At 59.6% G+C, this 23,300-nt stretch carries 21 protein-coding genes; 13 read left to right on the top strand and 8 right to left on the bottom strand.

Translation table 11 applies throughout. From position 1 onward, the window contains the following. Genes ASD50_RS22020 through ASD50_RS22030 form a run of 3 tightly spaced genes read right to left on the bottom strand, consistent with a single transcriptional unit; the run spans window position 1 to window position 1,951 of the window. The gene (locus ASD50_RS22020; protein ID WP_056246742.1) at window positions 1-207 is read right to left on the bottom strand and encodes a hypothetical protein; all 207 of its coding nucleotides are present in this window, start codon (window positions 205-207) and stop codon (window positions 1-3) included. A 45-nt stretch (window positions 208-252) separates the two neighbouring features. Beyond that, window positions 253-1,236: a cation diffusion facilitator family transporter gene (locus ASD50_RS22025; protein WP_056246612.1), complete on the bottom strand. Its 984-nt coding sequence runs from the start codon at window positions 1,234-1,236 to the stop codon at window positions 253-255. 40 nt (window positions 1,237-1,276) lie between these two features. After that, on the bottom strand, window positions 1,277-1,951 hold the full coding sequence (locus ASD50_RS22030; protein WP_056246615.1) for a GNAT family N-acetyltransferase: 675 nt from the start codon (window positions 1,949-1,951) through the stop codon (window positions 1,277-1,279). An 81-nt stretch (window positions 1,952-2,032) separates the two neighbouring features. Here ASD50_RS22030 and ASD50_RS22035 point away from each other — a divergent pair, with 81 nt between their 5' ends. Then, window positions 2,033-3,220, top strand: coding sequence for a pyridoxal phosphate-dependent aminotransferase (locus ASD50_RS22035; RefSeq protein WP_056246618.1), 1,188 nt, complete (start codon window positions 2,033-2,035; stop codon window positions 3,218-3,220). A 13-nt stretch (window positions 3,221-3,233) separates the two neighbouring features. Here ASD50_RS22035 and ASD50_RS22040 read toward each other — a convergent pair whose 3' ends face one another. The 3 genes from ASD50_RS22040 to ASD50_RS22050 all read right to left on the bottom strand — a co-directional run bounded on the left by ASD50_RS22040 (window position 3,234) and on the right by ASD50_RS22050 (window position 6,037). Beyond that, a complete protein-coding gene (locus ASD50_RS22040) occupies window positions 3,234-3,989 on the bottom strand; it encodes an SDR family oxidoreductase (RefSeq protein WP_056246620.1) in 756 nt (251 codons plus the stop codon). A gap of 263 nt (window positions 3,990-4,252) precedes the next feature. Further along, window positions 4,253-4,993, bottom strand: a complete 741-nt coding sequence (locus ASD50_RS22045) for a tellurite resistance TerB family protein (RefSeq protein WP_056246622.1) — start codon at window positions 4,991-4,993, stop codon at window positions 4,253-4,255. A gap of 117 nt (window positions 4,994-5,110) precedes the next feature. Next, window positions 5,111-6,037 (bottom strand): rhodanese-related sulfurtransferase, encoded by a 927-nt coding sequence (locus ASD50_RS22050; RefSeq protein WP_056246625.1) that lies wholly within the window; start codon window positions 6,035-6,037, stop codon window positions 5,111-5,113. A 118-nt stretch (window positions 6,038-6,155) separates the two neighbouring features. Here ASD50_RS22050 and ASD50_RS22055 point away from each other — a divergent pair, with 118 nt between their 5' ends. Together ASD50_RS22055 and ASD50_RS22060 are read left to right on the top strand one after the other, a co-directional pair. Further along, window positions 6,156-7,028, top strand: a complete 873-nt coding sequence (locus tag ASD50_RS22055) for an N-acetylmuramidase domain-containing protein (protein ID WP_056246628.1) — start codon at window positions 6,156-6,158, stop codon at window positions 7,026-7,028. 90 nt (window positions 7,029-7,118) lie between these two features. Continuing rightward, window positions 7,119-7,757, top strand: coding sequence for a 2-dehydro-3-deoxy-phosphogluconate aldolase (locus tag ASD50_RS22060; protein ID WP_056246631.1), 639 nt, complete (start codon window positions 7,119-7,121; stop codon window positions 7,755-7,757). 85 nt (window positions 7,758-7,842) lie between these two features. On the opposite strand, the gene ASD50_RS22065 is transcribed toward ASD50_RS22060, so the two are convergent. After that, window positions 7,843-9,591 carry a DUF882 domain-containing protein gene (locus ASD50_RS22065; RefSeq protein WP_056246636.1) on the bottom strand — a complete coding sequence of 583 codons (1,749 nt, stop codon included), beginning with the start codon at window positions 9,589-9,591 and terminating at the stop codon, window positions 7,843-7,845. Window positions 9,592-9,895: 304 nt separating this feature from the next. Then, the gene (locus ASD50_RS22070; RefSeq protein ID WP_056246641.1) at window positions 9,896-11,425 is read right to left on the bottom strand and encodes a sigma-54-dependent transcriptional regulator; all 1,530 of its coding nucleotides are present in this window, start codon (window positions 11,423-11,425) and stop codon (window positions 9,896-9,898) included. Between the two features lie 139 nt (window positions 11,426-11,564). Here ASD50_RS22070 and ASD50_RS22075 point away from each other — a divergent pair, with 139 nt between their 5' ends. The 10 genes from ASD50_RS22075 (at window position 11,565) to ASD50_RS22120 (ending at window position 23,298) form a co-directional block, all read left to right on the top strand. Continuing rightward, a complete protein-coding gene (locus tag ASD50_RS22075) occupies window positions 11,565-13,400 on the top strand; it encodes a M3 family oligoendopeptidase (protein WP_056246745.1) in 1,836 nt (611 codons plus the stop codon). 40 nt (window positions 13,401-13,440) lie between these two features. Beyond that, window positions 13,441-14,592, top strand: a complete 1,152-nt coding sequence (locus tag ASD50_RS22080) for an aminodeoxychorismate synthase component I (RefSeq protein WP_056246646.1) — start codon at window positions 13,441-13,443, stop codon at window positions 14,590-14,592. Further along, complete coding sequence (locus ASD50_RS22085; RefSeq protein WP_056246649.1) at window positions 14,541-15,203, top strand: aminotransferase class IV family protein; 663 nt, start codon at window positions 14,541-14,543, stop codon at window positions 15,201-15,203. The genes ASD50_RS22080 and ASD50_RS22085 overlap by 52 nt, the downstream gene beginning before the upstream one ends. A 68-nt stretch (window positions 15,204-15,271) precedes the next feature. Continuing rightward, on the top strand, window positions 15,272-16,186 hold the full coding sequence (locus ASD50_RS22090) for a heme-dependent oxidative N-demethylase family protein (RefSeq protein WP_056246654.1): 915 nt from the start codon (window positions 15,272-15,274) through the stop codon (window positions 16,184-16,186). 225 nt (window positions 16,187-16,411) lie between these two features. Beyond that, window positions 16,412-17,857, top strand: a complete 1,446-nt coding sequence (locus tag ASD50_RS22095; protein ID WP_056246658.1) for a homospermidine synthase — start codon at window positions 16,412-16,414, stop codon at window positions 17,855-17,857. An 81-nt stretch (window positions 17,858-17,938) separates the two neighbouring features. After that, window positions 17,939-18,316 (top strand): hypothetical protein, encoded by a 378-nt coding sequence (locus ASD50_RS22100; RefSeq protein ID WP_056246662.1) that lies wholly within the window; start codon window positions 17,939-17,941, stop codon window positions 18,314-18,316. A 250-nt stretch (window positions 18,317-18,566) separates the two neighbouring features. Beyond that, window positions 18,567-20,528 carry a bifunctional metallophosphatase/5'-nucleotidase gene (locus ASD50_RS22105; RefSeq protein WP_056246667.1) on the top strand — a complete coding sequence of 654 codons (1,962 nt, stop codon included), beginning with the start codon at window positions 18,567-18,569 and terminating at the stop codon, window positions 20,526-20,528. 121 nt (window positions 20,529-20,649) lie between these two features. Beyond that, window positions 20,650-21,714 carry a ferrochelatase gene (gene hemH, locus ASD50_RS22110; RefSeq protein WP_082549793.1) on the top strand — a complete coding sequence of 355 codons (1,065 nt, stop codon included), beginning with the start codon at window positions 20,650-20,652 and terminating at the stop codon, window positions 21,712-21,714. A gap of 145 nt (window positions 21,715-21,859) precedes the next feature. Continuing rightward, window positions 21,860-22,807, top strand: a complete 948-nt coding sequence (locus ASD50_RS22115; protein WP_056246673.1) for an SPFH domain-containing protein — start codon at window positions 21,860-21,862, stop codon at window positions 22,805-22,807. 23 nt (window positions 22,808-22,830) lie between these two features. After that, window positions 22,831-23,298 (top strand): NfeD family protein, encoded by a 468-nt coding sequence (locus ASD50_RS22120; RefSeq protein ID WP_056246676.1) that lies wholly within the window; start codon window positions 22,831-22,833, stop codon window positions 23,296-23,298. Window positions 23,299-23,300: the final 2 nt, after the last annotated feature.

Genomic DNA, 23,300 nt, shown 5'->3' on the forward strand with positions numbered 1-23,300 from the left:
CTATTTGCTCCTTCTGCTTTGGCTGCGGCCGCGCAGCCAAAAGAGGACGAATAATGCCAGCAAGAATACCACTATAACGGCAACCGCCAGCAGCGATGACCTGCTGCCTGCCGCGAGCATGATCGCCGGCAGGTAGTAGGTGAATAAGCTGAACACGCCGATGATCAACAGCGCGGCAATCGCCGCGTTCCTGGTCTCTCGATCCATCATCAAATCCTGGGTTCGAATAATGTGAGCGCTGCTGCCCGCCAATCAGTGATAGTGACGGTGGTTTGGCACGTTCTCATGCGAATGGCCATGCTCGTCGTGGCTATCGGCACAATGATCGAACTCCGGTTCGACCGTCGCATGGGTAATGTCATGCTTCGTGGCAAGGCGCTTCTTGATGGCGCTGATTGCGGCATGCGCATCAACGCCCTTGTCAAGGCAAGCATGCAGCGTTGCCATGTTCTTGGCTCCGTCGAGCGACCACACATGCATGTGATGAACCTCGCGTAACCCGGCAATGCTCTTCACCAGGTCGCCTGCAATGACATCGCGATCGAGCGCTGCCGGCGTGCCTTCAAGAAGCAGGTGAGCCGCCTCGCGCATCAGCCTCCACGCCGTCGACAGGATGATGACTGCCACGAAGACGGACAGGATCGGATCTATCGGCGTCCAACCCGTTGCGATTATCACAAGTGCCGCAGCGATGGCCGCAACAGAACCTAGCAGATCGCCCATCACGTGAAGGATCGCGCCGCGCATGTTGAGGCTGTCGCGGTCGCCGCCATGCAGGATCAGGAATCCAGCAATGTTTACGAGCAATCCCAGCCCGGCAATCACCAGCATCGGGCCACCCAGCACCGGTGGCGGGTCCATGAAACGTTGCCAGGCTTCGTAGACGATCCAGAGCGCGATGACGAAGATGGCGATGCCGTTGGTATAGGCGACAAGCGTCTTGACCCGACCGAAACCATAGGTCAGTTGCCCAGTAGCTGGCCGTTCCGCAAGGTGAAACGCATACCAGGCGAGGCTTAGCGCCAGTGTGTCGGTGAGCATATGACCGGCATCGGCAAGCAATGCCAATGAGTTGGTGAACCACCCGCCCAACGCCTCGGCGATCATGAAACCGCCAGTCAGGCCGGCCGCGATCAGAACCCGCTTCTTGTCAGTCGAACCATGTACATGCGCACCAGCACCATGGCTGTGTCCATGTTCGTGCGAACCGTGATCGTCAGAGTGGGCATGCGCCATGGCACAGCCTTTCGCGTAACAAAATAACCTTACGCGCCAATCACTTACGGAAATCTTCGAGGCGCTTTTTCTGCACTCCATCCCTATCAAAGTTGTCGGGATCGAGCCAGCCCTCGTAGGCCTTCTTGAGCGAGGGCCATTCCTTGTCGATGATCGAATACCAAGCGGTATCGCGATTTGCGCCCTTGGCAACCATGTGTTGCCGGAAAATTCCCTCGAACTTGAAGCCAAACCGTTCGGCAGCCCGTTTCGACGGTGCGTTGTCGTTGTGGCACTTCCATTCGTAACGCCGATAGCCGAGTTCATCGAACACATATTGGGTGAACAGGAACTGCGCTTCCGTCGCCGCCGGCTTCCTGGATATCAAAGGACCCCAATAGATGCTGCCGATCTCGATGACACCGTGGTTAGGCTCAATGCGCATCAGCGTCTGGCGTCCCGCGACCTTGCTAGTCGCAATATCAATCACAGCGAAATAGAGCGGATCCTGGCTTGCAGCTACTTTTTCCAGCCAAGTCTGGAATTCCGCACGCGTTTGTGGAGGGTTCTCGAAAAGCCAGGCGAAGCGCCCATCTGCGTCGACCACTGTGGAAGCATCGAAAAGGCCATCGCCATGCCTCGCTGCGTCCAGAGGCTCCAGCCTTACATAGCGACCTTCCAGAACCTTTCTTTCCGGGCGCGGACGTGGCTGCCAGTTTTTCAGATCGTCGGACACGTGACACTCCAATCCATTGACTTTGGGCGGACACGCTCACAAGAAAGTGACCGCTTCGAAAGAACCACAGGAACCCGGAAAATGCTCCACACCATTTCGGCTTTCGACCGCCTTGGCGAAGAAAACGCCTTCGCCGTTCTGGCGCGGGCGACCGCCCTTGCTCACGAGGGCCGCGACATCGTTAATCTCGGTATCGGCCAGCCCGATTTCCAAACCCCGCCACATATTGTCGAAGCAGCGATCAAAGCACTGCGCGATGGTCACCATGGCTACACGCCGGCTACCGGCCTTTTGGCCGTGCGTGAAGCAGTCGCACGCCGCACGCTGACTACCACCGGCGTCGAGGTCTCACCTGAAACGGTGATGATCCTGCCGGGCGGCAAACCGACCATGTTCGCAGCCATCTTGATGTTCGGCGAACCGGGCGCGGAAATCCTCTATCCTGACCCCGGCTTTCCGATCTACCGCTCGATGATCGAATTCACCGGCGCAAAACCGATCCCGGTGCCGATTCGTGAGGAAAACGGGTTTTCCTTCTCCGCCGAAGAAACGCTGGCGCTGATCAACTCCAGAACCCGTTTGCTTATCCTTAATTCACCGGCGAATCCGACCGGCGGCGTCACACCACGGTCCGAGATCGAAAAGCTGGTGAAAGGACTTCAGGCGCATCCCGACGTCGCCATAATGTCAGACGAGATCTACGACGTCATGACCTATGACGGCGAGACGCACTGCTCGCTGCTGCAGTTTCCCGAAATTCGCGACAGGCTCATCGTACTGAACGGGTGGTCGAAGACCTGGGCGATGACCGGCTGGCGTATGGGCTGGTCGATCTGGCCGAATGGCGACAAGGGCGCGCATCTCTATGACAAGGTTCGCAAGCTGGCGGTCAACTGCTGGTCGTGCGTCAACGCGCCCAGCCAATACGCCGGCATTGCCGCAATTGATGGTCCGCAGGACGACGCCGACAAGATGATGCGCGCCTTCGACCGCCGCCGCAAACTTGTTGTCGAAGGACTGAATGTCCTTCCTGGCGTTTCCTGCATCACGCCAAAGGGTGCCTTCTATGCGTTTCCAAACATCTCAGGCACAGGTTGGAAAGCCAAGAAACTCGCTTCGGCCCTGCTCGAAGAAGCCGGTGTTGCACTGATTGGCGGCCCCGATTTCGGCGTTCTGGGCGAAGGCTACATGCGTTTGTCCTACGCCAACTCGGAAGAGAACATTCTCCGTGCGCTGGAGAGGATCGAAGCTTTCCTGAAGTCGAAGTAACCGTGGGGTCGGTCTACCCTCGCCCGACGTAAGGCATCTTGGTGGCCATTACGGTCATGAACAACACGTTGGAGTCGAGCGGCAGGCCAGCCATGTAGACCACGGCCTCGGCTACGCGACTGACGTCCATGACCGCTTCAGCGGCGATCGTGCCATTGGCTTGCGGAACGCCAACCGCCATTGGCGCTGCCATCTCCGTCAGGGCGTTGCCGATATCGATCTGGCCACAGGCGATGTCGAAAGGCCGCCCGTCGAGCGCGAGTGTCTTCGTCAGGCCGGTGATGGCATGTTTGGTCGTTGTATAGGGAACCGAGCCTGGGCGAGGCGCATGCGCCGACACAGAGCCATTGTTGATGATGCGCCCGCCCACCGGGTTTTGCCGACGCATAGTACGAAAAGCAGCTCGCGCGCAGAGAAATGAACCGGTGAGATTGACCGCCAGCACATCATCCCACGCATCGACCGGGATTTCATCGATAGTTGTTGATTTGTAGGCAATGCCTGCATTGTTGAACAGAAGATCGACCCGGCCAAACGTCTTTACTGTCTCTTCAAACAGATGATCGACCTGATCAGGGTTAGTGATGTCGCAGGATATGGCCAGCGCCCGCGCCTGCTTTTGACCTGCTTCCGACACGGCGGCATCAAGCAATTCCTTACGACGGCCGCAGAAAACTGTATTCCAGCCAGCCTCAAGCAGCGCCTGGGCGACGCTTTTGCCAATGCCGGTCCCGGCACCGGTTACGATTGCAGTTCCCTTGATAGCCATGCCTTTTCCTCCGCCGAACGTGCATCGCAAATGGCAGGGCGCATATCAAGCTACAGAACGAGATTGAAAGCAGCATCGGAGTGCCGGGGGGCTTCACCCGGCGAAGGCAAAAAAGGCCCTGCGGGCACGAAAAAAGGGCGGTCATTGGCGACCGCCCCTGATCTGGGCCACGCTCGGGAGGAGGAAAGCGGGTCCGACTGACGAAAATGATGCGCTCGTTGAATTAACAGAAGCCTAAGCCGTCAGCCTTGGCCGCAAAGCACTCACCAAGGTGATTTCGGATTGGACGCCTGCGCTGGAACCGGTGCCTTTGCGACACTGACTGTCGCCTCGACGTGCTCGACCAATGCGTCCGGCAACCCCAGCCGTCCGGCCAGCAGATCCAGATAGCCCCGCTCCGCACGTGTATCAGGGTCGATGGCCAGGCGCGATGCCGTGTAAAGCTCGACCTTCTGTGCGTCCGTTTGCGCAGCTGCGACCAATACATCCAGGTCCAGCGGAGCATCCAATTCGGCCTTCAGGAAGGCTTCGGCATCTGCATCCAAGCCCGCAAGGCTTAGCTTGTTGCCGATCTTGCGGCGCTCGTCGTCATCGATGCGTCCATCTGCCTTCGCAGCGGCGATCATTGCCCGAACAAGTGTGGAGGCGAACTCGGATTCACCCTGCGGTGCTTGGGAAGGATGGAAAGCGGTATCTGCGGGGGGCGGGAGCAATTCCGGTTGCCCCGCACTTGTGGTCTCGGCAGGAGCCTTGCCGTTCTGGTAGTTTTGATAGGCCTTGTAGGCGAGACCGCCGATTGCAGCGAGGCCGCCAAGCTTAAGCGCGGTGCCTGTAACCTGCCGGCCGGCACCCGTGCCAAGCAGAACCGCAGCGAGAGCGCCCGCCGCCAGCGGATTATCCTTCGCCATCTGCACGGCCTGCCCCGCCTTGTCCCGTACGGTGGAACCAGTTCCCGGAACCTGTGAACCCAGCAGATCGTCGAGCAGTTTCTTGGGGTCGAACATCAGCACCTCCGCAGTTGGCCCGGCTGGGCACGTTTCCTGTGTCGGTGAGGTAGGCGTCGAACCTTGGCATTACAATGACGGAACGACGTTTTGCCCGTTTGGCGCTCCGGCCAAAATTCAGCTGCCGATATGGCCCCTGCCCCGGCTTTCGGCCAACTGGACCTGACGCTGCCGTTCAGCATAGCGTGCCCGATCAGAGTCCGAGCGCTGATCATGGCAATAAGAGCATGAAATGCCTGCTTCGTACTTGGGCGATGCGATGTCCCTCGCCGTCAGTGGGTGGCGACAGGCCCTGCATAGCTCCGCCTCGCCCTCCTCCAACCCGTGCGACACAGAGACACGTTCGTCGAAAACAAAGCACTCGCCCTGCCACCGGCTCTCGGCTTCAGGCACTTGCTCGAGATATTTGAGGATGCCACCCCTGAGATGGAATACATCCTCGAACCCCAGCGACTTCACGAATGCGGTCGCCTTCTCACAGCGGATGCCACCGGTGCAGAACATTGCGATCTTCTTGTTCTCAAGATCGGCGCGATGTTCCTCGATCCAGCGGGGAAATTCGCGGAAACTTGAGGTATGCGGATCGACGGCGCCTTCAAAACTCCCGAGCGCCACCTCATAGTCGTTACGCGTGTCGATCAGGATCGTATCGGGATCGGAAATCAGCGCGTTCCAGTCACCAGCTTCCACATAGGTACCGACACTCCGGATCGGATCGACATCGTTGACGCCCATGGTGACGATCTCACGCTTGAGACGCACCTTCATACGGTGGAACGGCATTGCCGCTGCATGGCTATGCTTCACTTCCAGCCCGGAAAACTCGGGGATCGATTGAAGATGCGCAATCAGCTCTTCAATTGCGGCCCCGCCGCCTGCGACCGTTCCATTGATACCCTCGCGCGCCAGTAGAAGCGTACCCTTGATGCCGCGCGCGCAGCAGAATTCGGCCAGCGGCGTGCGCAAGCTTTCGAAGCGCTCCAACCGGCAAAATCGGTAAAGTGCGGCAACACGGAACGGCTCTTGCACGGTCTTTTCGTTCATGATGAGTGCCCGTATCGTTTCACAGGCGTGGATTCAAGCCGCAGATTTTTGTTCGGGATGCGCACGTCCCCATGGTTTGCGCAACACTGGCCGAGCCAACAGGAGATTCAGGGCCACCATGTTTAGCGATAGCGTTGTCAACGAGATCAAGCAGGCAGCCAACGATGCCGGCCTTGAGCCGGCTGCGTTGCTGGCAGTAACGGCCGTTGAGAGCGCGGGCCAGGTATTCGCGCTGGTCGAAGGCAAGCAGGAACCATTGATCCGTTTCGAAGGTCACTATTTCGACCGCCGGCTGAGCGGCGAAAAGCAGGAGCAGGCCCGAGCACAGGGACTTGCCTCCCCTTCGGCCGGAGCCATAGCCAACCCCAGGACCCAGGCCGGCCGCTGGAAGATGCTGGAAAAGGCAGCGGCGATCGACGCACAGGCGGCTTACGAATCCGTCTCCTGGGGCCTGGGTCAGGTCATGGGCGCGCACTGGCAATGGCTGGGCTATGCAAGTGTGGAAGCGCTGGTTGAGGAAGCTCGCTCTGGTGCTTTCGGTCAAGTCAGGCTGATGGTCAGGTACATCGAGAAAGCCGGCCTGGCGGATGCACTGCGAAGCCATGACTGGCCAGCTTTTGCCCACGGCTATAACGGGCCAGGCTACAAGAAGAATGCCTATGACGAGAAGATCGCCGACGCCTACGAACACTATGCCACCGGCAAGCCTTTAAGGGCCGCCACACAGTCTCCGCTACTACGGCCGGGGTCGCAAGGAAAGACGGTAGCAAACCTCCAACGCTCCCTTACGGCGCTTGGCTATCCAGCGTCAGTCGATGGCATCTTTGGCCCCGCAACCCTCGCAGCCGCCCAAAAATTCCAGGCGGATCACGGCCTCGACGCCGATGGCATCATCGGGAAAAGGACCAGCGAGGCGATCGAGGCAGCCCTTGCTTCAAGCGGGCTCTTCCGTCGTTTCTGGCTATGGTTGAAGAACTGGTTTGCAGGCTGATTTCCGTTCGTTCACTTGCGCCTCCCATCGTGGACATGCCGTTTTCCATCTGTTAAATCGGTTGAATTATCAAAATACCGAAAGCTCACCATGCCAACCAAGACCGAAAAGCTGCTCGCCCTGCTCAATGGCCAGCCTGTCATTCCTGTGTTGAAGATCTCCGATGTTGCCCACGCCGTGCCATTGGCGCGGGCTTTGGCGCGCGGTGGACTGCCCGCCATCGAGATTACGTTGAGGACAGCCGATGCTCTGGAAGCCATTCGCCGCGTTGCCGGCGAGGTCGAGGAAGCCATCGTCGGCGCAGGCACTATTCTCGACCGCAATCAGTTCAAGCAAGCGGTTTCAGCCGGCTCGAAATTCATCGTCAGCCCCGGCATCACACGCGAACTGTTGATCACAGCGGACGATAGCGAGGTTCCGTTTCTCCCTGGCGCCATAACACCCGGTGAAATCATGACGGCACGGCAGGCGGGCCTGGATTTCCTGAAATTCTTCCCCGCCGAACAGGCTGGCGGCGCCGCATTCCTGAAAGCCTTGGCGTCACCGATTGCCGATGTGAAGTTCTGCCCCACCGGCGGCGTCAGTGCCGCCAACGCCAGGGACTATCTAAATCTGCCGAATGTCGTTTGTGTGGGCGGTTCCTGGATTGCCCCCGACGATCTCGTCAGAGCAGGAGAATGGGCCCGGATCGAAACTCTCGCCCGCGAGGCGGCCACGTTGCGAAAGTAACTTAAGTCCGACAGTCTGCGATCTTCCAAAGACAAAAAGCCCCGCCTGTCATCAGGCGCGGCTTTTTGATTGAGCTAGCCGAAGCCTACTTGGCCTGGAAGCGCGCCACCGACAGGAACTTCACGGCGGTTCCCGTAAAGCGGTTGGCGTTGTTCATTTCGTCACCGGACTGGAAGCCGTTCGTATAGACTTCGGTGGGTGCGGTGCGAACGAGATTATAGGCATAGCGCGGCGCTGTCGTGGAATCCGATGCCTTGGCGACATAGTCGTTGCTGTGCAAGGCCCAGCGAGCGAGCTTCGGTTCCGCCGCCATGACGACAGCCTTTGGCTCCGGCTTGAGGTCTTGCGGCGTGGCGCGCGATTCCTTGCGCGTCGTCTTGACGTTGCCGCCGATTGCTCCGGTCGGATCTGCAGGGGTTCCAATCGCCGCAGTGCGTGGCGAAGCCTGATCGACAGCAGGATTGTTGAACGCCGAACGTTCCAGCGACACCGCAGCGACCTGATACTCATCGGCCGCGGCCTGCTCAAGCAGGGCCTTGACCTCGTCGTCAGGGCGCGCCGACGGGATTGCCGAGAAAGCGTCCGTGGCAGTCACATCATGCTGGCTGTTGTCGGCCAACGCCAACAGCGTCGAACCGTTGTCCTGCTGCGGCGCTGCGGAAGGCATGCCATGTTCCGGACGCCAGGTCGGCAAGGGGACCTTGCCAGCCATCACATCACTCGATGCCAGCTGGGTTGCTCCTTCGGTCGCCTGTGCAGCAGCAAAAGGAACATTCGCTGGCGCCTGAGTGAGCGCAGCCATATCGACCGCGCCGGCATCAGCCGCACCAAACGGCGCGGTATCCGGTGTAGCAGCACCTACGTCAGCCTTGGGCCGCGGCGCAAAGCCCGGCAGCGGGACGCTGCGCGCAGGCAATGCCGCAATGATGGTTTCAGGCGTCTCCTGCGGCGGGGCCGCTTCTTCCTCGGCAAGTTGAGGAACTTCAGCGCGTTGCGCATCCTTCGGCGACACGATCGCAATGCCCGGAACGCTCTTCTCAGCGGCAGCAGTCGCGACAGTCTTCTTGGGCGCCGGGGCGGCAGCCACTACGACATCGCTGTTATCCTCTTCCTCGTCGGCGCCACCGCCGAAGAATGCAGCCAGGAGGCCGCCGGATTTGCTGCTGCCCGAACCACCGGCGCTCGCCAGGGCAATAGCCGGGCTACCAGAACTCTTTCGGGACTTGTAGGCCGCCAGTGCCTGCTCATAGCCAGGCAATGGCTTGCCGTCGCTTGGAACATGCAGCGTCTTGCCATTCGGGAAAACCCGGGCAAGTTCCTGGCGACTGATGCCCGGCCAGTGGCGCACATTGCCGACATCCATGTGAACGAATGGCGAGCCTGAAGTTGGATAATAACCAACGCCACCGCCTTGCATCTTCAAGCCGATGTCACGGAGCTTCTTGAGCGGCACGCCGGGAATGTAGAAGTCCATCGCCTTGCCAAGCATGTGCTGGCTCTTCTTGGCGACGCCGCGGCTGCGGGTGCGCAGCATCGAATTGGTCGCCGGAGCGCGATAACCGCAAATCACGTTGATATAGCCGTTCGACCCGCTGGCGCGATACGCTTCCCATACGAGGTCAAGCAGGCGCGGGTCCATCTTGGTGGGCTCGTTGCGACGCCAGTCGCGCAAAAATGCGTTCGCCTCGCGCAGGCCGGACTGATCGTATCTGCCATTACGCTTGAAGACGATTTCCGCCTTCTCCTTCGTATGCAGATTGAAAAGCTTCAGGGTCCGCACTTCCGCACTTGCGGTCGTCGCCGAAGCTGAGACAACACCTACGGCCAAAGCCACCGCCGCCAGCCACTTTGACCAGACGTTGTGAGATTGCCGCCCGTTTTTTTGTCGTTCGATTCTGTTCAAATCAAAAGGCCTTGCAGGCTGCCGTTTGTCCCCGGATTTGCGCAAACGGATGTGGAGAATTCACATCCGAATATCAATCCTAATGGTTAATCATCGCTTATTGAAGCCGAAATGCGGTAACACCGTGGCGATATCCCGGCAAAAAATGCCCACCCGTTTTCTTGGTAAACCACCCGTTTAAGGCGCGTTAACAGGGTCTTAACGCGAAAAGCTAACCTCTGGCAAGCGCCGTATGTTATGAGGCCATGCGCTCGGGGCGACCGGTTTCGGGGTCGATGCCATATTCCTTGAGCTTACGGTATAGGGTCGAGCGTCCGATACCGAGTCGGCGCGCGACTTCGCTCATCTGGCCATTATAGTGGTCGATAGCGAACTTGATCATCTCAAGTTCGACCGACGCAAGCGGGCGCACATTGCCGCGTTCGTCCAGCACTTGCAGCAGTCCAAACCCGCCTTGCGCGCTACCCGAAACAGCATCATCGTCAACAGCGACAATCGCCGCGCTCGCGGGTTCGTCGTGGGCCGAAGGATCTTCGACTTTGACTCCGGCAACGGGGCGATCGAGATTGACGGTTCCTTCGACCTGCGCCCGGATCTGAGGGAACTCTTCCTCGGTCAAAACGTCGTCTTCGCACAATACGGATGCACGGAAGACCGCGTTTTCCAGCTGCCTGATGTTGCCCGGCCAGTCATAGGCCTGCAGCAGCGCAAGCGCATTTCTGGAAATGCCGCGCAGCCGCCTTCTGGGATCGGCGGGCGCCACCTTTTCCATGAAATGTTCGACCAGCAACGGAATGTCTTCCTTGCGATCCCTAAGCGGCGGCACGAAAATCGGATAGACGTTCAGGCGGTAGAAAAGGTCCTCGCGGAACTTGCCATCCTTGACCTGCTGCAAGAGGTTTCGATGGGTTGCAGAGATCAGCCGGATATCGACCTTCACGGTCGCGCGACCGCCGACCGGGTCAACCTCACCATCTTGAACGGCGCGCAGGAGCTTCACCTGAACGTCAAGCGGCAGGTCGCCGATCTCGTCCAGAAACAGCGTTCCGCTGTGCGCTTCGACGAATTTGCCGGTGTGCTTATCGGTCGCGCCCGTGAACGAGCCTTTTTCGTGGCCGAACAGGATGCTCTCGACAAGATTGTCGGGGATCGCGCCGCAGTTCACAGTAACAAAGGGTCGCGACCGGCGGTCGCTCGTGCCCTGGATGGCTCGCGCCACCAGTTCCTTGCCGACACCGGATTCGCCCTCGATCAAAATCGGAATATGCGACGCAGCGGCCTTCTGGCCCAGCCTGATGACACGCTCCATCGTCGGGCTATGCGTGACGAGATCCTTGAACGTAAGGGAACCGCTGCCACGCCGCGCGCTGCGCTTCACCTCGCCCTCGACGGCCTCGACCTTGAGCGCATTGGTGATGGCCGTTTGCAACCGGTCAGGAGAAGCAGGCTTCACCACGAAGTCGAAAGCGCCGTGTCGCATGGCCAGCACGACGGTTTCGATACCGCCTTGTGCAGTCTGGACGATAACCGGAATGGCGATGCCTCGTTCGCGCATGGCCTTGAGCACGCCGATGCCGTCAAGCCCGGGCATGGATAGATCAAGGATGACGACCGAGACGTCGCGCGCATTCGGCCCGTCTATCGCCTGAAGGCCTGCTTCGCCGCCGTCAGCGACAATCGCAGTGTGGCCGAATTTCACCACAGCCGCCTCCAGCAACCTGCGCTGCACCGGATCGTCATCGACTATAAGAATGGAACCTGCCATGAGTGCCCGAAACTATCCGCCCTTGGATTCTCCCCTATGGATCATCTTGGCACAGGGTTCTAAATAAGGTTTCAAAAAAGCCGGTGAATGAAATCCTTAGGATTTGACCGGCATTCAGCCCATCTCGAAAGGTATTGCGATGCGCACGGTTTCGGATCGACAGTTCGCGGCGGCCCCTGCCGGACACGCAAGCACCGATCTTGGCGATCTCCCCGAGTGGAATCTGTCCGATCTTTACTCGGGCATGGACGCGCCTGAACTGAAGCGCGATCTGGACAAGGCGGCGGCCGACGCGGTTGCCTTTGAAACCAGTTGGAAGGGTACTTTGGCCGCCGAGGCAGGGCGCGAGGCCCAGGGCAAGCTCGGTCAGGCGATGCGCGAATATGAGGCGCTTGAAGACCTCGTTGGTCGTATCGTCTCATATGCTGGCTTGGTCTATGCGGGAGATACGTCTGATCCGAAACGCGCCAAGCTTTATGGCGACATCCAGGAAAAGATGACCGATGCCAGCGCGCATCTTCTGTTCTTCGCCCTGGAGTTGAACCAGATCGACGACGGCGTGATTGAGAAGGCGCTGGCGACGGATGCCACGTTCGGCCACTACAAGCCTTGGATTCTCGATCTCAGGAAAGACAAGCCGTTTCAGCTTGAAGACCGTATTGAGCAACTTTTCCATGAGAAATCGATAACGGGGCGCGGGGCCTGGAACCGCCTGTTCGACGAGACGATGACGGACCTGCGCTTCGATATCGATGGCGAAGCGCTCACGCTGGAACCGACGCTTAACCGGCTCCAGAATGCGGATGGCGAGGTCCGGCGCAAGGCATCGGAAGCTCTTGCCGCGACCTTTTCGAAGAATATTCGCACCTTCACGCTGATCACCAACACGCTGTCCAAGGATAAGGAAATTTCCGATCGCTGGCGCGGCTTCGTCGACATCGCCGATTCACGCCACCTCGCCAATCGTGTCGAGCGCGAGGTGGTGGATGCACTGGCGAGCGCCGTGCGTGATGCCTATCCGCGCCTGTCGCACCGCTACTACGCCATGAAGGCGCGCTGGCTTGGCATGGACGTCATGAACCATTGGGACCGCAACGCGCCCTTGCCCGAGACCCCTCAGGCCACCATCGAGTGGAGCGATGCCAGGGACACCGTCCTGACCGCCTACAATCGCTTCTCGCCGCAGATGGCCAACATCGCCCGCACCTTCTTCGACCGCAACTGGATCGACGCGCCGGTGCGGCCCGGCAAGTCGCCCGGCGCCTTCGCGCATCCCACAGTACCCTCGGTCCATCCCTATGTATTGCTCAACTACATGGGCAAGCCGCGCGATGTGATGACGTTGGCGCATGAGCTGGGTCACGGCGTGCATCAGGTGCTAGCAGGCGGCCAGGGCACGCTGATGGCCTCGACGCCATTGACGCTTGCCGAAACGGCCTCCGTCTTTGGCGAAATGCTCACCTTCCGCTCGCTGCTCGACCAGACAAGCGACCGCCGCGAACGCAAGGCAATGCTGGCGCAAAAAGTCGAAGACATGATCAATACGGTCGTGCGCCAGATCGCGTTCTACGAGTTCGAGCGCAAGGTCCACACCGAGCGCAAGAACGGCGAGCTCACCTCGGACCAGCTTGGCAAGTTCTGGCTGGAAGTTCAGGCCGAAAGCCTCGGGCCGGCGATCAAGCTGCGCGAAGGCTATGAGACCTTCTGGACCTACATTCCGCATTTCATCCATTCCCCTTTCTACGTCTATGCCTACGCCTTCGGCGATTGCCTCGTGAACTCGCTCTACGCGGTCTATCAAAACGCCGAGCGCGGTTTCCAGGAGAAGTATTTCGACATGCTGCGCGCAGGTGGCACCAAGCACCATTCGGAACTCCTGAAGCCGTTCGGGCTCGATGCAACCGACCCGACTTTCTGGCAGATCGGGCTCGGCGTCATAAGCAACCTCATCGACGAACTGGAAGCGCTGGACTAAGGAACGGCTTTTCCCGGCAATATCGGCTGGTGCTCCCAAAGTGCTTAACTCGCCCTTCGCCCTGTTTCGTGACGACCTTGCCGGACGCGAGGTCCTGTTCGAGCGGCCCTCGGCCCTCATCACGCCAACCGAGGCGCATGAGTTCGAAGCGGCGTGGGCTGAAGTGCAACAGGCCTATGAAGCCGGCAAATGGCTTGCCGGCTATTTCTCCTATGAGGCCGGTTACCTGCTCGAGCCCAAGCTTGTGCCGCTTTTGCCCAAGGAGAGGCGAGCGCCGCTTTTCTGCCTCGGCGTCTTCGACCAACCGTCCGAACGATTGCCCGTCGCACAGGGCAGCACCGCCACCAACGGCCCGATCTTCGACGCGCGGGCAAGCTGGTCGTTCGATGTCTACCAACCCAGGTTCAACCGCTTGCATCGGCATATCCGCGAAGGTGATTGCTATCAGGGCAACCTGACCTTCCAGGTCGACGCCCACTGGTCCGGCACGCCGCTGGCCGCCTTCAACGCCCTCACCGAGCGCCAGCCGGTCCGCTACGGTGCGCTGGTCTCGCTCGGCGATGGCCCCGTCGTCTTGTCCCGCTCGCCCGAACTGTTCTTCGAGGTTTCCCGCGACGGCATCATAGAAACGCACCCCATGAAGGGCACTGCGCCTCGCGGCGCGACCCCGGAAGAAGACCGCAGGCTCAAGGAGTTCCTGCGCAACGACGAGAAGAACCAGGCCGAGAACCGGATGATCGTCGACCTTCTGCGCAACGACATTTCCCTGATCAGCGAAGTCGGCAGCCTGGACGTGCCGGAGCTGTTCCGCATCGAAAGCTACCCGACCGTGCACCAGATGGTGAGCCGCGTGCAGGCAAAACTCCTGCCCGGCCTCTCCATCCGCCAGATTTTCGCGGCGCTGTTTCCCTGCGGCTCGATCACCGGCGCGCCCAAGATCCGGGCGATGGAGGTGCTGCACGACCTGGAAAGCGGGCCGCGCGACGTCTATTGCGGCGCCATCGGCTGGATCGCACCCGGCGGCACGATGCGCTTCTCCGTCGCCATCCGCACCATATCGCTCTACCCGAACGGCGAAGCCGTCTACAATGTCGGTGGTGGCGTCGTGTTCGATTCCACGGCTGAGGAGGAATACAAGGAGTGTCTGCTGAAAGCACGCTTCGCGACGGGAATGCCGCCGGCTTCGACCTGATCGAAACGCTGCGCTGGGAACCGGACGCCGGTTTCGTCCGGCTGGAGCGGCACCTTGCCCGGCTTTACAATTCGGCTGCGGCGCTCGGCTTCTCGTGCCATCCCGACGATATCGGGCAAGCGCTGGGCAGGGTTGTCGCAAATGCCCAGTTCCCCCAGCGCGTGCGGCTCGTCCTGACAAGAGGGGGAACGGCCGACGCCACGGCACAGCCGTTCACGCCTTTGGCCGCGGACAAGATCTGGCGCCTGCGTTTTGCCCGCGCGAGGCTGGATTCCAGCGACGCGCTGCTCGCCTACAAGACCACGCGTCGCCAAATCTATGTTCGCGCCCGGGCCGAACATCTGGCCACGCAGGCCGACGAAGTCTTGCTGATGAACGAGCGCGGCGAAGCCTGCGAAGGCACCATCACCAATCTGTTCGTGGATTTCGGCGACGGCGCTCTAGCCACCCCTCGCCTCGACTGCGGTCTCTTGCCGGGCGTTTTACGCGAAGAACTGCTTGAACAGGCTCGCGCCGTTGAAGCCGTCATCCCCTACGAAGCATTGGCCAATGCCAGGGCGATTTTCGTCGGCAATTCGTTGCGTGGCCTGATCCCCGCAGAACTGGCCTAAACGGCATGAATTGCAGCAGCGCCGTCCCCTTGCTATCGACATGGCGCTAAACAACAGCCGGAACCGCCTTGGCATCCACTCCCGCCCACACACCCTATGATGGTTCGTCCAAGCTCTTTGCCATCGGGTTGAAGCCGCTCGACCTCGACGAATGGATCGAGATCGACGATACGTTCGATTTCCACCTCGCGGAAAAGCGGCGCATTCATGCCCAATATGGCTCCAGCGTCTTTGTTGAGGAACCGGACACAAGAGCCGCGCAGGCGGAAGTACTCGCCCTGCTTGTCGACCATCTCCCTGCCCGCCATGCGCAACACTACAAAACCGATGGCGCAAGGCTGACCGTTGCCGGGCAGCCCGAAATCGGTGCCGGTCTGCCGCCGCTCCACATTGCCTCGCTGCTGGTGCAGGAAGACCTGATCCTGATGCGCAAGAGCGCCGAAGGTTGGCGGCTGGTCGCGGGTGCGTTGTGCTTCCCCTCGTCATGGTCGCTCACCGAAAAATTCGGCAAGACGATGCAGGACATCCACATTCCGGTACCGGCTTTCGGCCCCGGCACACGCATGGCCGGCATGATCGAACGCATCTTCGACAACTTGGCCGTCGAGTTGCCCGTGGAGCGATACAACTGGTCGATCCAGGCCGGCGACGCCCTCTATCATCCGCTGTCTGACGAGCAGCGCATCGACCGCGCCACCATGCGCCCTTCCCGATTCAACGATAAGAACATCAACGCCAGCGCCTTCATCCGGGTCGAGCGGCAGACGTTGAGGAAGCTGCCCGTTTCCGGAGATATTCTTTTCACAATCCGCATCTTTCTTGACCCGCTTGCCGTGCTCTCGCGCCATGACGAGCGCAAGCGGATTGCCATCTCCTTCGCTGCGCAATTGGCAGCGCTGGACGAGGCGCAGCTTGACTATAAAGGTCTGACCGGCGACCGCGACCGGCTTGTTTCCGCACTGGAGCGCCTCGCCGGGCTTTGACGCCGAACCGTCCGCCCCCCGCAACGACCCTCGAAGGGGCGTGATTCCGGCATACGGTTAAATCGAATAAAGCAAAATAATAACAATGAATTAGCTGTTATCCGAACGAACGGCGCTTCCTTCGCGCGTCAATCGCTCTAGCATATGACATTAAACTATGGTTTAGCCCGCCGTTTGCGGGCAGTGCCCTTGGTAACATTTTGCGCGAATGGAGTTTGCAAAAGAATGGCGAATGAAAAGTGGCCGGTCCACGGTGAGATAACAGGTCCCATTGTCATGATCGGCTTTGGCTCGATCGGACGCGGAACATTGCCGCTCATCGAGCGTCATTTCAAATTCGACAAATCGCGCATGACCGTCATCGATCCCGATGACGCCAACCGCAAGCTGCTCGACGAGCGCAAGATTGCCTTCGTGCAGGAAGCGGTGACGAAGAAGAACTACAAGGAATTGCTTGCACCGCTTCTCACCAAGGGCGGCGGGCAAGGCTTCTGCGTCAACCTGTCGGTCGACACCGGTTCCGTCGACCTCATGCGGCTCTGCCGCGAGCTCGGCGTCCTCTACGTCGATACCGTCATCGAACCCTGGCTCGGCTTCTACTTCGACACCGAAGCGGACAACGCCTCTCGCACCAACTACGCTTTGCGTGAATCGCTGTTGAAGGAAAAAAGCAAGCATCCGGGCGGCACCACCGCCGTGTCCACCTGTGGCGCCAATCCCGGCATGGTGTCGTGGTTCGTCAAGCAGGCGCTCGTCAACCTCGCCACCGATCTCGGCCTCGATTTCACCCGGCCGGAACAGCATGACCGCGAGGGCTGGGCCGAACTGATGCAGAAAGCCGGCGTCAAGGGCATCCACATCGCCGAGCGCGATACGCAACGCGCCAAGAACCCGAAGCCGCTGGACGTGTTCTGGAATACCTGGTCGGTGGAAGGCTTCATCTCGGAGGGCCTGCAGCCTGCGGAACTCGGCTGGGGCACGCACGAGAAGTGGATGCCCAAGAACGCCAAGGATCACAAAAGCGGTTGCAAGGCCGGCATCTACCTAGAACAGCCGGGCGCCAACACCCGCGTCCGCAGCTGGTGCCCGACGCCCGGCCCGCAATACGGGTTTCTCGTCACCCACAACGAAGCGATCTCGATCGCCGACTTCTTCACCGTGCGCGGCAAGAAGGGCAAGGTTCACTACCGCCCGACCTGTCACTATGCCTATCATCCGTGCAACGATGCAGTCCTGTCGATGCACGAGATGTTCGGCGCAGCCGGCAAGCCGCAATCCGTGCATCACGTTCTCGACGAAGACGAGCTGGTTGACGGCGTCGATGAGCTGGGCGTGCTGCTCTACGGTCACGACAGGAACGCCTACTGGTACGGCTCGCAATTGTCGTTGGCCGAGGCGCGCAAGCTTGCGCCATATCAGAACGCCACCGGCCTTCAGGTCACCTCTGCCGTGCTTGCGGGCATGGTATGGGCGCTGGAACACCCAGAAGCCGGCATCGTCGAAGCCGATGAGATGGACTATCAGCGCTGCCTGGAAATCCAGTCCGCTTACCTTGGCCCGATGAAGGGCTATTACACGGACTGGACGCCGCTCGATAATCGCCCGGGCTTGTTCCCGGAAGACATCGACCACAAGAATCCGTGGCAGTTCCGCAACATACTGGTCCGATAGCGTAGCTCCTACCTCACCTGCACACCTTGCAATCGCCCGGAAATCGGGCGATTGAAAGGTTGCGGACCGAGGAGAAAACACATGAGCATCGCGCAAAAAGTTCTATCAGTCGGCTTGGGTCTGGCGGCCAGCGCTGTGCTCGCCGCTTGCACGACCAGCGGCCCGTCGGCGCCACCTGTCGCCGCCGCCCCTACAGGGGTCGAAGGTTCATGGATCGACGCCCAGGGCACAGGCTTGTCCACGCTCAACGCTGGCACATTCCAGACCGTAGCTACCGACACCGGCCAGAAGCTGTCTGACGGAACCTATACATTGACCGGGCCGACTTCTGTCGAGATCACCGGAACTTCGCTGATCCGCCAGTCGCCGATCAGCTTCAACTGCTTGCTGGTATCGACCAGCCAGTTGAACTGCACCAGCGCTGCCGGCCAGAACTTTGTTCTGACGCGTCGCGCCTGAGCGATGTCAGCGGTAAGGGCGCCTCTTTGGGCGCCCTGCCTTCCCGGCAATCGTCCGGGTGCTTCTCCCCCGTAACAATTTGAACCTACCCGGCGGGCATCGATCACGGTGCGCTCGTTCAATCGATTCCGCTTGCAACCAAAAATCGGCAATGTGAACATGTCGGGTGCCGACTGTTATATTGCGGTCAATTAAGGCAGCCAGGATCAGAAACCCAGCGCCGTCGGCCAAGTCCATCCGGGAGAGCATCATGAAAAAGTTCGTTGCCATAGCCGCCTTGTCGGCATCCACGCTCGGTCTGTCGGCCGGAGCTTCCTTTGCCGACTACACGCTCAACATTCTCCACATAAACGACTGGCACAGCCGAATTGAATCGAACAACAAATACGAATCCACCTGCTCTGCCGAGGAAGAGACCAAGGGCGAATGCATCGGAGGCGCAGCGCGCCTCATCACCGCCATCGCCCAGGAGCGCAAGAAGCTGGACGGCCAGAATGTGATTTTGCTGAACGGCGGCGACAACTTCCAAGGCTCGCTGTTCTACACGACCTACAAGGGCAAGGCCGAGGCCGAATTTCTCAACCAGATGAAATTCGACGCCATGACCGTCGGCAATCACGAATTCGATGACGGCGAAGACGCGCTCGCTCCCTTCCTCGATGTCATCCAGTTTCCCGTGCTGAGCGCCAACGTCAAGGCGAGCGCCGCGGCAAAGGTCGGCGACCGCATCAAGCCTTCGATTGTTCTCGAAATTGGCGGTCAGAAGATCGGCATCGTCGGTGCGGTCACGACGGAAACACCGGAGATCGCCTCTCCCGGACCGAACATCACCATCGAAGATGACGTGAAGACAATCACCGCCGAAGTCGAGAAACTAAAAGCCGAAGGCGTCAACAAGATCATTGCCCTGACCCATGTCGGCTACCCGCGCGACAAGGAAATGATCGCGAAAATTCCGGGCGTTGACGTCGTGGTCGGCGGCCATACCCATTCGCTGCTGTCGAACACCGACGCCAAGGCTGAAGGCCCTTATCCGACGATGATCGATAACCCTGAAGGCTACAAGGTGCCGGTCACCCAGGCTGCCTCCTATTCCAAATATCTCGGCGAATTCAAAGTGGTGTTCGACGACAACGGCGTCGTCAAGGAGGCCTCGGGCGATCCGATCTTTCTCGACAAGTCGATTACGCCCGACCAGGCGGTGCTTGACCGCATCAAGGAACTCGGCGCACCGATCGAAGAACTCAAGACCAAGCTCGTCGGCGAAAGCACCGCGCCTATCGATGGCAGCCGCGAGGCCTGTCGCGCGCGGGAATGCGAAATGGGCAACCTCGTTTCCGACGCGGTTCTCGACCGCGTCAAGGATCAGGGCGTGAGCATCGTCTTCACCAATGGCGGCGGCTTGCGAGCTTCCATCGACCAAGGCCCCGTGACGATGGGTGAAGTCCTGACGGTCCTCCCGTTCCAGAACACCATTGCCACCTTCCAGATCAGCGGCAAGGATATCGTCGCAGCACTTGAGAACGGCGTCAGCCAGCTTGAAGAAGGTGCTGGCCGCTTCGCCCAGGTCGCCGGCCTCAAATACGCCTTCGACAAATCGGCGGCTCCGGAAAGCCGGGTCAGTGCGGTCGAAGTCATGGACAATGGCAACTGGGTGCCGATCGATCCGGCCAAGGACTATCTGGTCGCCTCCAACAACTACGTCCGCCAGGGCGGCGACGGCTACAAGATTTTTGCCGACAACGCCAAGAACGCCTACGACTACGGTCCGGGCCTCGAGCAGGTCGTCGCCGACTACCTCGGCGCCCACAACCCTTACACCCCCAAGCTTGAAGGCCGTATCACCGAGATTGCCGCTGGTCAGGCTGCGACGGCCCCTGCGGCGGAGCCTGCAAAGCCGGCTGAACCGGCAGCCGCCGAGACCACGACACCGGCCCTGCCGTCCGCGTCGAGCGATATTGCAAACACGCCGCCGACAGTTTCGCCAGAGCCTGCACCGGCAGCTTCAACGGCAGCCGAGCCGGCTGCTGCAACGCCAGGTCAGGCGGCTGAAACGAGCCATGTCATCGTCGCCGGCGACACGTTCTGGGATCTGGCGGTCAAAGCCTATGGCGACGGCGCCAAGTGGAAAGCAATTGCCGAAGCCAACTCCGCCTACAGGCCGCGCCATCTTCCAATCGGCAGCACGTTGCAAATCCCGGCAGCGAACTGAAAAACAGACTTGTCGTCACCGGAAAGGCTGGTGACGACAAGTTGAACCAAGGTGCGGCCACAAGCTGCATTGCATCCACGCAGCGTATCGCTACCTTTACGGCGCGTGGAGAAATGACTGCATGACCCTTTCCGAACGGACCAGAACCCAGCCCTTGGAGAACTCTATTCCGACGACTACCGCGGCGCCCCCAACCAAGGCCGCCAAGGTGGGAGTCATGCTGGTCAATCTCGGCACGCCCGACGGCACCGATTTCAAGCCGATGTGGCGCTATTTGAGGGAATTTCTGTCGGATCCGCGCGTCATCGAGCTAAACAAGCTCATCTGGTACCCCATCCTGTATGGGCCGGTTCTGACCTTCAGGCCCAGCAAATCCGGGGCAAACTACGCGAAAATATGGAACCGCGAGCGCAACGAGTCCCCCCTCCACACCTTTACCCGTTCGCAAGGTGAAAAGCTCGCCGCCTCCCTCCGCGATCTCCCAAATGTCACGGTCGACTGGGCCATGCGCTACGGAAATCCCTCCACCGGCAGCGTCGTGCGCAAGCTGGTCGAACGCGGTTGCGACCGAATCCTGACCTTTCCGCTCTATCCGCAGTACTCGGCGACGACGACTGCCACCGCAAATGATCAGCTCTTCCGCGCCTTGATGAAAATGCGCCGCGCACCGGCCGTGCGTAGTGTACCGCCCTACTATGACGAGCCTATCTATATTGATGCTCTAGCCACCTCGATCATCAGACACTTGAAATCGCTGGATTTCGAGCCAGAGATGATCCTAACCTCCTATCACGGCATCCCGAAACCCTATTCAGACAAGGGCGATCCCTATCGACGCCACTGCCTTGAAACGACGCGGCTGCTCCGAGAAAAGTTGGGGTGGAGCGAGGACAGGCTCATTACCACGTTCCAGTCGCGCTTCGGAGCGCAGGAATGGCTGCAGCCTTACACGGACAAGACTGTCGAGAAGCTTGCCCATGACGGCGTGAAGCGCATCGCCGTCGTCAATCCCGGCTTCTCTTCCGACTGCATCGAGACGCTGGATGAGATCGGACGCGAAGTCCGCGATGAATTCCTTGGCGCAGGTGGTGAAAAATTCTCCCACATCTCGTGCCTGAACGACAGCTCAGAGGGGATGGCTGTTATCGAGATGCTGACGAGACGCGAACTTTCCGGCTGGGTTTGAGACAACCCGCCAATTGGTGTCCAAGCCGGTAGATACACAACTGGCTGCAATCAATGACGTGATTGTAACGTTATGGAAACGCACTTAAGTGTTTCTGTGATGCTGCTGTCACGGGCGGTTGGCCCACTATTCGAGGGGGAAGCAAATGGCGTTCACTGGTCTCGATGTAGTCATCCCGGTGCTTGTCGTCCTTGTGCTGCTGGTGCTGTTCACCGGCATCAAAACGATTCCGCAAGGCTATAACTACACCGTCGAACGTTTCGGCCGCTACACCAAGACGCTGACGCCCGGTCTCAATCTTATTGTCCCGTTTGTCGATCGCATTGGTGCGAAGATGAACATGATGGAACAGGTTCTCGACGTTCCGACGCAAGAGATCATCACGCGTGACAACGCTATTGTGGCAGTAGATGGCGTCGCTTTCTATCAGGTGTTGAACGCACCGCAGGCAGCCTATCAAGTCGCGGGTCTCCAGAACGCCATTCTCAACCTGACCATGACCAATATCCGCACGGTCATGGGTTCGATGGACCTGGACGAATTGCTGTCCAATCGAGACGCCATCAACGAACGCCTGCTGCGTGTCGTCGATGAGGCAGCTCACCCATGGGGCATCAAGGTAACGCGCGTCGAGATCAAGGACATCAACCCACCGGCAAATCTGGTTGAATCGATGGCACGGCAGATGATGGCTGAACGCAACAAGCGCGCTCAGATCCTCGAAGCGGAAGGACTTAAACAATCCCAAATTCTTGAAGCAGAAGGCCGTAGGGAAGCAGCCTTTCGAGATGCCGAAGCTCGAGAACGCGCTGCAGAGGCTGAAGCCCGAGCCACCCAAGTCGTGTCCGACGCCATTTCCAAGGGCGACGTTCAGGCGCTGAACTACTTCGTTGCCCAGAAATATACGGAGGCATTGGCCAAAATCGGTTCCGCCGGCAACTCCAAGGTTGTGCTGATGCCCATGGAAGCTTCTTCGCTAATCGGTACGCTCGGCGGAATCGGCGAAATTGCCAAGGATGTTTTTGGTGGCGACGGCGGCAAGCAGTCACGCCAGTCCGCCCGGCCACCCGTGGTCCGCTCCACCGAAAGCTGACAGCAACAGGTTAGATAATGCCCATGCTGGAACGCATATTCAACGAACTCGGCCCCTGGAACTGGATGGTCATCGGCTTCATCCTGCTGGTGCTCGAAATCATGGTTCCAGGCGTCTTCCTGTTGTGGATCGGTATCGCGGCGCTGATTACCGGCACGGTCTCGCTGGTCATCTGGGATGCCGGTTTCTGGATTTGGCAGACGCAGGTCGTTGTCTTCCTGATTTTGTCGCTGATCTGCGCCTATGTCGGAAAGCAGATCGTCTGGTCACGGCAGCGCGACACCGACCAACCGATGCTCAACCAACGTGGCGAACAGATGATCGGCCGTACTGCCACTTTGACAGAGCCGATCAGGGAGGGCCGTGGGCGCATCCAGCTTGGCGACACTTTGTGGCGCGTTTCGGGGCCTGACTTACCAGTTGGCGCACGTGTGCGTGTGACCGGGGCGACCGCGGCAGATCTGGAACTGACCGTCGAGGCCATCCAGTAGAG

The organism is Mesorhizobium sp. Root552, assembly GCF_001427285.1.
GTDB lineage: Bacteria > Pseudomonadota > Alphaproteobacteria > Rhizobiales > Rhizobiaceae > Mesorhizobium.